This is a genomic window from Halotia branconii CENA392 (assembly GCF_029953635.1).
Lineage (GTDB): Bacteria > Cyanobacteriota > Cyanobacteriia > Cyanobacteriales > Nostocaceae > Halotia > Halotia branconii.
Window position 1 is genome coordinate 139,841 of record NZ_CP124544.1, and the last position, 12,376, is coordinate 152,216.

General features: G+C 35.9%; 10 protein-coding genes. All 10 read left to right on the forward strand.

Going from position 1 to position 12,376, the window contains the following annotated elements:
• Nucleotides 1-315: 315 nt before the first annotated feature.
• Nucleotides 316-1,047, forward strand: coding sequence for an HpsJ-like protein, cyanoexosortase A-associated (gene hpsJ-A / locus QI031_RS31035; protein WP_281486198.1), 732 nt, complete (start codon nucleotides 316-318; stop codon nucleotides 1,045-1,047).
• Between the two features lie 28 nt (nucleotides 1,048-1,075).
• The gene (locus QI031_RS31040) at nucleotides 1,076-2,644 is read left to right on the forward strand and encodes a cyanoexosortase A system-associated protein (protein WP_281486199.1); all 1,569 of its coding nucleotides are present in this window, start codon (nucleotides 1,076-1,078) and stop codon (nucleotides 2,642-2,644) included.
• Between the two features lie 412 nt (nucleotides 2,645-3,056).
• Complete coding sequence (locus QI031_RS31045; protein WP_281486200.1) at nucleotides 3,057-4,265, forward strand: glycosyltransferase; 1,209 nt, start codon at nucleotides 3,057-3,059, stop codon at nucleotides 4,263-4,265.
• On the forward strand, nucleotides 4,262-5,392 hold the full coding sequence (locus QI031_RS31050; RefSeq protein WP_281486201.1) for a glycosyltransferase: 1,131 nt from the start codon (nucleotides 4,262-4,264) through the stop codon (nucleotides 5,390-5,392). The genes QI031_RS31045 and QI031_RS31050 overlap by 4 nt, the downstream gene beginning before the upstream one ends.
• Nucleotides 5,389-6,102 (forward strand): class I SAM-dependent methyltransferase, encoded by a 714-nt coding sequence (locus QI031_RS31055; protein WP_281486202.1) that lies wholly within the window; start codon nucleotides 5,389-5,391, stop codon nucleotides 6,100-6,102. The genes QI031_RS31050 and QI031_RS31055 overlap by 4 nt, the downstream gene beginning before the upstream one ends.
• A 15-nt stretch (nucleotides 6,103-6,117) precedes the next feature.
• The gene (locus QI031_RS31060; RefSeq protein WP_281486203.1) at nucleotides 6,118-7,032 is read left to right on the forward strand and encodes an FkbM family methyltransferase; all 915 of its coding nucleotides are present in this window, start codon (nucleotides 6,118-6,120) and stop codon (nucleotides 7,030-7,032) included.
• 147 nt (nucleotides 7,033-7,179) lie between these two features.
• Nucleotides 7,180-8,553, forward strand: a complete 1,374-nt coding sequence (locus tag QI031_RS31065; protein ID WP_281486204.1) for a hypothetical protein — start codon at nucleotides 7,180-7,182, stop codon at nucleotides 8,551-8,553.
• Nucleotides 8,550-9,683 (forward strand): glycosyltransferase family 4 protein, encoded by a 1,134-nt coding sequence (locus QI031_RS31070; protein ID WP_281486205.1) that lies wholly within the window; start codon nucleotides 8,550-8,552, stop codon nucleotides 9,681-9,683. The genes QI031_RS31065 and QI031_RS31070 overlap by 4 nt, the downstream gene beginning before the upstream one ends.
• 10 nt (nucleotides 9,684-9,693) lie before the next feature.
• Nucleotides 9,694-10,875, forward strand: coding sequence for a glycosyltransferase family 4 protein (locus tag QI031_RS31075; RefSeq protein ID WP_281486206.1), 1,182 nt, complete (start codon nucleotides 9,694-9,696; stop codon nucleotides 10,873-10,875).
• A gap of 408 nt (nucleotides 10,876-11,283) precedes the next feature.
• Nucleotides 11,284-12,369 (forward strand): glycosyltransferase, encoded by a 1,086-nt coding sequence (locus tag QI031_RS31080; RefSeq protein WP_281486207.1) that lies wholly within the window; start codon nucleotides 11,284-11,286, stop codon nucleotides 12,367-12,369.
• Nucleotides 12,370-12,376: the final 7 nt, after the last annotated feature.

Below are 12,376 nucleotides of genomic sequence, written 5' to 3' on the forward strand. Positions count from 1 at the left end.
CACTGTAAGTCTGCAATAATTCTTTAATTATTTGACGATATTGTTCTACGTTTTGCCATTTAACAGTCATCTCTTCTTGAGGGTCAAAAACAATCAGTCGAACTTGGTAGCGTTGGATCGATCAACAATCGTGGTAGCTCCAAAGTGAAAAAGGAACCATTAATTACGTCTGCTTTTCTAATCTTGTGGTGGCGACTTTGGGTTTAAAAACCTATCTTAAGTGTTATTACTGAGGTTTTTAATTAAAGATTTAAGAATAATATACAAATTAATTACTGTTTGATGAAGAATGAGACTTTTTACAATTCAAATCGAATGACAACACAAAAACCGGAGAAACTTTCTCACAAGTCAATAGAAATAACAGAAGCTGTAGAAAAACGTTCATTTGCTTTATTACGTTTTCTTGGCTATACCTTGCTTATATTTTCTTTAATTGATTACCTTGGCATCCTTATTCCTCCCCGTTTAACAGATCCTGTTTGGGAATTTCAAGCTATTGGACAAATGGTAGATCACGTATGGTCTCCTTTGTTGGGATTGACATTTATATTTTTATATAATCAAACCAGTATCGTTAAACCAAGACGGGTTTCAAATCTCAAGTTTTTATCTTGGTTTGCCTTAGCAATTGGCATATTATATTTGCTGCTACTACCTTTAGGTATTAACAATAGTCTCACACTTTATAAAAACCTTAATGCTCAATTTACAAATCAGCAGGCACAACAACAAGAACAACTACAAAAAATAACTGATAAATTAAATGGAGTTGTATCTCTCCAAGAATTAAATAATCTAGCCAATAATCTAAATATTCAAAATGAAGCAGGTTCTAATCAATCTCCACAAGGTTTAAAAAGTAAAATATCTCAGCAAATTCAAACTGTTGCTCAAAATACTTTAGCCACAGCTAAAGTAGTCAAGCGACAACAAATTAAAAATCTAATTAAAGATGCTGTAAGAATAAATTTAGGAGCAATAATATCAGGTATTTGCTTTATTACTCTTTGGAATCTGACTCGTTGGACACGTGTCAATCATTAAGATATCTGAAATTAGCTGTTAGTAAAAAATGTTCATCAATAAACAAATACTTAGTCAAACAAAACAAGTATTTTCTCTTCGCCTTCAACCTTTATTTAAATACCAGCGGTTTTACATACTTGGTATTTTCAGTGTATTTGCTATTTTACATTTACATATAGTTAGTAATCATCCAGTTGAAGGTGATAATATTTCTTTTTATGTACTCTATTGGCTAGGTATTTTATTTTTACTGTGGCAAAATCAACAGCAAGATTACATAACAACTTGGTTTTCCAATCTACTAGGTTTAGGACTAACACTCATAGTTATAATCAGACCGCTACATTTGTGGAGTTTAGACTTATTGTTGTTTCGATTCGGCCCAGTTGTTGCGGTTTTTGGTTTAGGATTACTATCTTTTGGTTTTTCAGGCATCAAATATCACTGGCGCTTATTTTTGTTGTTGTGCTTGATGCTTTCTCCCTATGGCTTCATCAACGAAATTTTTGCTTTTCGACTGCATTTTAGTGAATTAACTGCAACTATATCTGCTTTCTCACTTCATTATTTGGGATTGAAAGCTACTGCACGAGATGCTTTCGTCACATTACCTACGGGTCAAGTCGAAGTTCTTTATTACTGCACAGGTGGATTATTGATTTTATGGCTACTAAAGCTCACTTTGTTAATCATGATAGTCATTATTCGCTTAACTTGGCAGCAGAGATTAGGACTAATTTCATGCGCTGTATTTACAGGATTTATAGTTGGCTGTATTCGTGTAGCATTGTTAGCTGTTGTAGTTAATAATCACAATTTATTTGAATATTGGCATAGCTATACGGGAGGTGCTTTGTTTATGGCACTAGCAACTATTACTTATGCAGCTTTATGTAATTGGATACTTCCATTAGAACTATTGTATTCTACAGAAAAAGATGATACTGATACTAAAATTATAGTAAATCATCAAAGAATTTTGTTTCTTGTTGTTACCTTAATAGGAATTATATTAACTAATATTTATTTGATTACTACTGGGCGATCGCTCGATACATTTGTTTTACCAGACTCAATTAATTTAAATAGTTGGCAGCAAGTAAAAGTTAAATCCTGGAGTAATCAAAAATCTAATACTCCAACAGATACTAAGGCTATAATAGTGCGATCGCAAAAAGATTATAGCTATGTTAAAAATAACCAGCACCTAGAGTTACAGATGCGCTATTTTACGAATACTAGAGGTGAATCAAATCCTTTTTTAGAGCAGACAAGCGCAAATCAAAAAAATATTAGATATGTAAAAGGAGTTGGCTATTATCTGTTATACAGCGATGCTAAACAAACTTATTTAACAGCTTGTATAAATCCGCGTGGAGGTAGCACCGTTACCTCAACTCAATTTATGCAAAATCGATACACTTATGATTTGACTTGGAGTCGTATAGTACCTTGGATTTTTGGTAAAGAAATTCTAAGGGATAATCGTTGTATATGGGCGCAATTGTCTATTCCCTTAAATGAAGTAGCAGATACTGAAGTTTATGCAATTTTAGAATCATTTTGGGTTGCTAATTATGCTAACTGGCAATCTATTTTTTTGAATATAAATTAAAAATTTAGTATAAATTCGTAAGTAATTATTTGTTATTTAAAATTTTTTCATTCATTTTTTGAATTTACGTATATTCTCTATTATTAAATTTATTCATTTCCAAATATAACTAAAATTGCTGATGATCACAGCAACTGACGTAGCATATTTTCACAGAAAATAATTTAGGATTAAACAATTATAAGAGAGCGCTGAATTACAAATAGAGCATATAATTTCACAAAGTTTTATATCTGTAGTCAAACAAGTTGTTAGTTTTTTTAAAGACTAAGCTAAAATCTGCTACTTGTAGTTTTATTTGACTCTGAGTTTACTTCAAGGTGCAACATTATTAACTCCAAGATTTTAAAAATACTTTTTGAGTTTTGGATTGCTCTTTTCATTAACCTTAACTGAAATGTATTTGGTTTAGATGCTAAAAACACTAAATTATCGCATCATCCATTTGTCTAAATACTATCCACCAGACCGTGGAGGCATTGAAACACATGTTCAAACCTTAGCTAGATCTCAAGCTGCTTTGGGTGCGGAAGTTCATGTGATTTGTGTGAATGCTTTTGATCAGCATGGACATTTTTCTAATAGAACTCAGACTGTTAACGAGACAGATTGTAATGTACAGGTCACACGACTGGGTCGCTTTTTGTCATTTGCGCGATTTGATTTTTGTCCAAAAGTTTTAAGTAATCTTTGCCGATTGCTTAACGAACCAAATACCTTACTTCATCTTCATACTCCTAATCCAACAATGCTCCTAGCTTTAACTTTGCTACCTAGGCGTTTACCTTTGGTAATTACGCACCATAGCGATATTATTAAGCAAAGAATATTGAAGTATGTATTACGTCCTTTTGAATATCTAGTTTACAGTCAAACATCACGAGTTCTTACCACTAGTTCTCAATATATTCAAGGATCAAAACTTTTACGTTTATATCGTCATAAATTAAGTATTCTTCCATTAGGAATAGACTTTTTGAATTATATTGAACTAAATCAATTAGCAGTTGATTTTAGCCAGTATTTAAAAGCAAAATATGGAGAGACAATCTGGCTAGTAGTTGGTAGACTCGTTTATTACAAAGCACTGCATATAGCAATTGAAGCTTTAACTTTAGTGCCAGGAACGCTAATTATAATTGGCACTGGCCCTCTAGAACAAGAACTAAAAGCATTAGCAAAAAAACTAGGAGTCAATGACCGCATTGTCTGGTTAGGCCATGTCAGTGAAGATGAGCTTATAGGTGCTTATCAGGCTGCGACATCTCTTTGGTTTCCTTCTAATGTACGCAGTGAAGGATTTGGTTTAGTTCAGGTGGAAGCTATGGCGAGTGGTTGTCCTGTAATTAATGCTGATATTCCTTGTAGTGGTGTTCCTTGGGTAAGTCGGCATGAACAAGAAGGCTTGACTGTACCAATTAACGATTCAATTGCTTTAGCGAGTGCAGCAAAACGTCTGCTCTATGAACCTGGTTTGCGTACCAAATTAGTAATAGCAAGCCGCAAACGATCTGAGTATTTTAACCAAGAAACTATGGCTCAACGAAGTTTTGAATTATATGAAGAAGTTTTGAGTCAAGAGAGTAACTATATTGGCATCGCAAAACCAGTTAATTTATGATGAAAGTTTTGCATATTTATGCGGGAAATCTATTTGGTGGTGTAGAAACACTACTGGTAACATTGGCAAAAGAGCGAAGTTTATGTATGCAGATGCAGCCTTACTTCGCTTTATGTTTTGCAGGTAGATTAACAAATGAATTGCGAAGCTGGAACGCAAATATTCAGCAGCTAGGTAATGTAAGGATTAGTCATCCTTGGACAGTGTGGAGAGCAAGATTACAACTTCAGCAATTATTGAGGCGAGAGCAATTTGATGTTGTGATTTGTCATTCTTGCTGGTCACAAGCGATTTTTGGCTCAGTTGTCAAAGCAAACAATTTACCACTTATCTTTTGGTGTCATGATGTGCCTAATGGTCAGCATTTTTTAGAACAGTGGGCTAAAAGGGTTTCACCAGATTTAGTAATTGCCAATAGTCGCTATACTCAAGCTGCTGTGCCAAAACTTTATCCTAAAATTAATTGTGAGACTCTCTATTTACCAGTAGCCTGTGCTGATATTGGTAATGATGCTTCGATTCGCCATACTGTAAGAGCCGAACTTAACACTTCCGATGATGCAATAGTAATTATTCAGGCATCTCGTCTAGAACCTTGGAAGGGACAAAGGGTGTTACTTTCAGCTTTGGCACAACTGCGCCATATACCAGGTTGGGTATGTTGGTTAACTGGAGGAGTACAACGTCCTCATGAAGCTGAATATCTACAAGAACTTAAAGTACAAGTACAACAACTCGGTATAGGCGATCGCGTGCTATTTTTAGGACAACGGCATGATGTACCCCGCTTGTTGGCTGCTGCTGATATCCACTGTCAACCTAATACTAGTGCAGAACCATTTGGAATTGCTTTTGTAGAAGCCCTTTATGCAGCCTTGCCAATAGTGACAACAGCCATAGGGGGAGCAGCAGAAATTGTCGATAATTCCTGTGGGCGTTTAGTTGCACCAAATGATATCAATATTTTGAGTGAAGTTTTAGGTTCTTTGATTGCCAATCCTAGCGAAAGAGCTACTTTAGCGGCTGGGGGCAAATCACGGGCTGAGTATCTCTGTAATCCTGTAAAGCAGTTAACTCAGCTTTACAATCTCCTTTGTGAAGTTGTTGAACATAAGGTTTTAGTATGATTGCATCTGATGACACAAAACAAATAGTACAAGCTGATGTTGAAAACCGAGCGCAACAAAGCCTTGGTGCTAGTAGTGAGCCTGTTTACCAAATGGTATCTCGAACATTAGCACAACAATATTCTGGTAATGGTGTACTTGTAGATGTTGGTTGTGGTAGTGGGAAGCTCTGGTCGTTTGTAGGCGATCGCTTTAACCACTATATTGGTGTAGATGCTGTACGTTATGCTGATTTACCGGCAGATACAGAATTTATTCCTTTTAATTTGGATGTTGGTAAAGCACCTTTGCCAGATGGCTGTGCTGATGTAGTGTGTGCAGTTGAAATTATTGAACATCTCGAAAACCCACGGGCTTTTGTACGGGAACTAGTCAGGTTAACCAAGCCGGGAGGATTAGTAATTGTCACTACTCCCAATCAGTTAAGCTTACTCAGTAAATTGACTTTAATACTGAAAAATCAGTTCAACGCCTTTCAAGAAGCACCCGGTCTTTATCCGGCGCACATAACAGCTTTACTTGAAATTGATTTTTACCGTATTTATACGGAGTGTAATCTTACTGATCTTCAAATACAATACAGCAACTATGGACGTATACCTTTTACGTCGTGGCACTGGCCAGAAAATCTAGGCTTTCGTGGACAGGCATTTAGTGACAATATTCTTTGTGTAGGGCAAAAGCCAAAGGTACAAATATATACTATTTAACTAAAGGTTGAGATTATGAGGCTTTCTGGAATATTGAAACCGGAATATTTTTATCAACCAAAAGTCGCTTGGCAAAGATTATTACCATTTCGAGCAGTATCAACTGCTGAATTTGTCAATCAAAAACTTCCTTGGGGTATGCATATTAGAGTTCGTCCACAGGAAGAACATGGACGAATTCTTGCTACACTTGGAGTCGTTGATCTAGCCGTAACAGAAACTCTTTGGCGATTAACTGAACCAGGAGAAATAGTAGTAGATGTTGGAGCTAATATCGGTTGTATGACCGCAGTTTTGGCGGCTCGTGTTAGTTCTATTTCTGGTAGTTGTATTTGGGCTTTTGAAGCTCACCCAGAAATATTTACAGAGTTGAAATACAACGTTGATCAATGGCAAGAGCAATTAACAAATACACAGTTTATTATTCAAAACCTTGCCATTTCCGATCAAAGTGGTACTGTAAAACTTCTCATTCCTAAATCATTTAGTAGCAACCGAGGACTCGCTAGTATTATTGCTAATGATGAAAATTTAAATTCAAACAGTTTAATAAACTCAGAAAATATAATTGTCAACTCATGCACTCTAGATAATATATTTCCTACACAACTAATAGGAGTTATGAAAATAGATGTAGAAGGTCATGAACTGAAAGTAATTAAAGGAGCAATAAATTTACTAAAACAAGGTAGAATTCGTGATTGCATTTTTGAGGAACATCTTGACTATCCTACTCCTGTAACTACATTATTTGAGACAATGGGCTACAAAATTTTTAGAATTGAGAGAAATATTATTAGCCCTATACTATTAGCTCCTGATTCTAACGATGCACGTACTCATTGGCAACCAACAAGTTTTATTGCTACCCGTAATCCTGAAAGTGTGATGAGTAAGTTTCAGAAACCTGGATGGCAAGTATTACAGTAAAAAAAATAATACTTTTTAATATAACTATGTTTAAAAGCTTATTTATATGGTGGCTCAGTTGACTCTAGTGAGGAATATTTTAGTAATTTTTAGCTAGATTATAAGTAAAAAATGCACATATTTTAAAATACTTTGTTAAATGAATTAATGAACATAAAAAATAGTCAAAGATTACAAGATTACTCTATATTGGAAAAGCTAAATTGGACATGGGCGCACACCTTTATTCTCTTACAATTTACCTTTCAAATATTGTTGTTATTTCCGCAACTTGGCATTCTCCGAGTCCCACTAAGAATTGCTTCTTTTGCTTTTTGTCTATTTTTATTAATATTGTTACGTCCAAAAGGTTCTAAGCATCCCGCTCATAACTCAGCAATTGTAGTACTAGCAATCATGCTGTTAGAGCTATGCCTACATCCATATATTAATTCAATGACGGCAGGAATAGCTCAATGTGCGATGTATCTTGCTATTTTCAGCCCCCTATTCTGGGTAAGAAGCCTAAAAATTACACAAATTGGTTTTCAAAGTTTAATGTTTCTCATGTGGGGTATTCATACTTTGAGTGCCAGCTTTGGAGTGTTACAGATATACTATCCTGGAAAATTTCAGCCTTCTCTTTCTACATTTATTCAAAACAGTACTTTTAAAGGAGACAACCTTTTAATTACTTTAGCTAATGGTGAAGAGGTTTATAGACCGATGGGTTTAACTGACACACCCGGAGGAGCAGCAATTGCTGGTTTTTATGCTTTTTTATTTGGTGTTGTGATTGCACTCAAATACAAAAACCCAACTGTACGTATTGCTGGTATAAGTAGTGCTGCTTTTGGTCTGTTTTGCATTTACCTAACTCAAGTTCGTTCTATTTTGGTATTCGCTGCTATTTCTATGATCTTTTTGGCAGTTGTGTTGATGAGGACAGGTCAAATTGCGCGTCTAACGATGATGGTATCAGGTGTGACAGCTTTGTTTGCAGCCACGTTTTCTTGGGCGATCGCAGTTGGCGGAAAGTCAACACTGCAAAGGTTATCTAGCTTGTTTGTTAGTTCTCCTCAAGAAGTTTATCAACAAAACCGGGGGAATTTTTTGCAAACTACTATTGAAACCCTACTGCCTCAATATCCTTTAGGGGCAGGTCTGGGGCGTTGGGGAATGATCAATAATTATTTTGGTGATAATACTGACCTGATATCTCAGCCAATTTGGGTCGAAATTCAGTGGACAGGATGGTTGCTCGATGGCGGAGTTCCACTGATATGTGCTTATATTGTTGCACTTTATTTAGCGTGTCAGACTGCTTGGAATATTGCCACTAGTAAGCAATTAGGTGACTTTGCGCTATGGGGTGGGTTGATTTTTGCCTATAACATCGGTGCTGTGGCAATTACTTTTAACTATCCTCTATTTATAAGTCAGGGCGGCATGGAGTTTTGGTTACTAAATGCCGTACTGTTTGTAGCTACTCGTAATAGCAAAGTTGGGGATAACAAACTTTTACAATCTGTCCAGCTATGAAGTCTTATCTACTGATAACAGGTGATTTTGTGAGAACGGGTGGGATGGACAGAGCTAATTTTGCTTTGGCTGACTACCTAGCAAGACAAAAACAACAAGTATATTTAGTTGCCCATCGGGTGGCAAATGAGTTGTTAGCTTATCCTAATGTTAAATTTCATCGAGTATCCAAGATAGCTAAGTCTTATTTATTCAGTAGTCCCTTGCTAAGTAGCATGGGACGCACTTTAGCACAACGCTTAACAAACGCTGGAGGACGAGTGCTAGTAAATGGCGGTAACTGCCAATGGGGAGATATCAACTGGGTGCATTACGTTCATGCAGCTTATCGACCTAACAATCCGACTGGGTTGTTACGTCAGTTGAAAAATGTAGTCTCTTATAAGCTGTTTTTGAAAACAGAACGACAAGCTTTGCAATTGGCGCGGGTAATTATTGTTAATTCAGATAAAACAAAAAGAGATTTAGTAGAGAAACTAGGGATTGCAGAACAGCGCCTCCACAAAGTTTATTATGGCATCGATCCCCAAGTCTTTTTTCCAGCGACACAACAGGAGCGTGTAGCACTTCGTCAGCAGCTTGGATGGCCTGCTGACAAAACGATTGTAATGTTCATTGGTGCTTTAGGCGATCGCCGCAAAGGATTCGATACACTTTTTGCAGCTTGGCAACAGTTATGTAATTTACCAAATTGGGATGCTGATTTGGTAGTAATTGGGGTTGGTACAGAACTGAAACTGTGGCAACACCGCGCTATTGTTGCAGACATCAGTTCACGTATTCATTTTCTGGGCTTTCGTACTGATGTGCCACATTTATTACAGGCGGCTGATTGCTTAGTTGCTCCTACTCGTTATGAAGCTTACGGTTTGGGAGTACATGAAGCCCTCTGTTGTGGTTTACCAAGCATAGTTAGTGCTAACGCTGGAGTTGCCGAACGCTATCCGCCAGAGTTGCAAGACTTGTTAATTACTAATCCTGAGAATGCTGTTGATTTAGCGGCGCGACTGCAAAAGTGGTGGTGCAATAAAAACCATTACAGCAAATTAGTATCTTCTCTTTCGCAAGCATTACGAGCTTACACTTGGGACGATATGGCAAAAAATATTTTAAACCATATAGAGCAATAGTTTTAAACAGATGAAATCTCTACGGATTTTGCTAGTAATCAATTCACCACCAATACCATTTGGTAATGCTGATGCTAGGTGGTACTACGTTTTGCTTAAAGGTTTAGTTGAAAAAGGTCATCACGTTACTGCATTTGCAACCTCTAGCAAATCAGAAGACATCGCCAAAGCTCAGGCTCTTTTTCCATCACCTAATTATGACTTGCGTTGCTATCTCATTCCTAAACAAAGTACTGGAATAATGGCAAAGATAAAAACTATACGGCAACCTTATTCCTACATCTTTAGTCAAGAGTTACGCCAAGATTTAGCGACAGAACTGACTAAACCTTATGATATTCTTCATCTAGAACAGCTTTGGAGTGGTTGGCTAGGACTTCAGCATCGCAAAAGAGCAGTAGCTAATGTTCATTATCTATTTTCATTAGATGGAGCTTTTGAGTATAACAACTCTCTAGAAACTCACTTTAGACGATTTTTTACCTACCAAGCTGAACAGAAATTGCTCAAAGCTTTTCCAAGAATAATTACATTATCAGAACGTTTAGCAAAGCATATTCAACAAGTTAATTCTCAAGCTCAAATTTATACAGTTCCATTAGGAATTGACTTTTCGCTCTATCCATTTGCTGAAAAAAAGCAGCTAAACCAGCAGCCAACAGTTGGATTAATTGGTGGATTTAACTGGACACCATCCTATTCTGCGGCTGAAAGACTTATAAATAAACTATGGCCAGAAATTAAACGCCGTGTTCCTAATGCCAAACTGCAAATTGTTGGGCGGTCTGCTAAAAATGCCCTTGCAGCATTCAGCCATATAAAAGATTTGGAAATTCACCAAGATGTACCAGATACTTTACCCTACTTTGCTAATACAGATGTGATGTTATATGCACCTCTTGCAGGTAGTGGCATGAAGGTTAAAGTAATGGAAGCTTTTGCTTTAGGTACACCAGTTGTTACCAATTCTGATGGTATAGAAGGTATCCCGGCTTGTGATGGTATTCACGCTGGTATTTGTGAAGATGATGAAGGTCTAATCAAACGAACTGTGGAGTTATTAGAGAATACATTTCTTCAAGATAAACTACGCCTAAAAGCTAGACAGTTAATTGAAGAATATTGTAGTCCTCAAGTAACGGTTGAGCAAATTGAACAAATTTATCAAATAATAAATAGTAACTTATTATGAATATTAAAAGTAGTTTTCGTGACTTATGGTTATTAACTAGTTTCTGGAATGGATGGGAAATGGTACGCTATTTACGAAACCCACAACCAGTTAAACAAGCAACATTATTTAACGGCAATAATATCGTACATCCACACGATAAAATAGGATTGGTTGAATCCATTCTCGAATTATGCTACGAACAAGCTTATTTTCCTCATGACTTCTATATGTAAAATTTAGTAACTATTAAAAATCACGTCTTTCTGTAGAGTAAGTCAAATAAATTTTTGAGCAGCTTTTACAAAAGCATTAAAAACCTCATAAAAAATATGATCAAGATTGTAGTCCTCAAGTAACGGTTGAACAAATTTATCAGAAAAAATATTAACACTTTAAGGAAGCTATATTTTTAATTTATTAACTAACATGCCAAAAATTATTGTTGTCAATAACTATTCTCTGAATTGGGATATTGAAGAAATTACAAATTTCAAAAAACCAAATCAGACTATCTGGGGAATAAATTATTTGCAAGAATGGGGTTATGATATACTATTGATTCCACAAACAACATCAAGTAATTTACATAGGTTAAATAATTTAATCAATAAGTTTTCTCCTGCTGACATGGGAGATTTTGGTCAACAATTTAAAGCTCTAAATGAATTAAATGAAGCAGATTTAATATACGATACTTCAGGAACTCAGGCACAAATTCTATCTTACATGAAAGCTATGGGTTTACTCCAAGTTCCTATTGTTAGTATTTTTCACAAAAAGCTTCAACCATCTAGATTTAAAAATATAAAAAAACCATTCATCACCTCATACGTGAAAGGAATAGATGCTTTTATATGTTTAAGTAAAACTTTTCAAAATAGCATCATTGCTTATGGAGGAGAAAAAAAAGCTTTTAAAGTGGACTGGGGGCCTGATTCTAATTTCTACTCTAGCTATGTTAAAAGCGACAGGGGTGACATTGTAGCTATAGGTAGAACTAACCGAGACTTTGTAACTCTGGGACTAGCAGCTTCTCAAATAAAAGTGCCTGTACATATTATTTGCTGTGAGTTTAATGTGACAGAAAAATTTAACAGCTTCGGAGAAAATGTAAAAGTTACTGTGATGCCAAATGATCAAGTTATCGATGGAAAACAATTTTATGATATTTTAGCTGGTTGTAGAGCGATCGCTATACCTCTGACACATTTAGGAGTAACACATCTAGCAGGATTAACCTCATTACTAGATGCTCTTGGAATGGGTAAACCAGTGATAATGACTAAAAATAACCACATCGACATTGATATTGAAGCAGAGGATATTGGCATTTCGGTAGAACTTGGAGATGTAACAGGTTGGGTAAAAGCAATGCAATGGTTTGAAGCAAATCCAAATAATGCATTAGTTATGGGGAAAAAAGCCAGAAAACTTGTTGATAATCATTTAAATTCTCGTATTTTTGCAGAGCGAGTCAAAGAGATTTTTGAACAGCTTTTACAGAAGCATTAAAAACCTC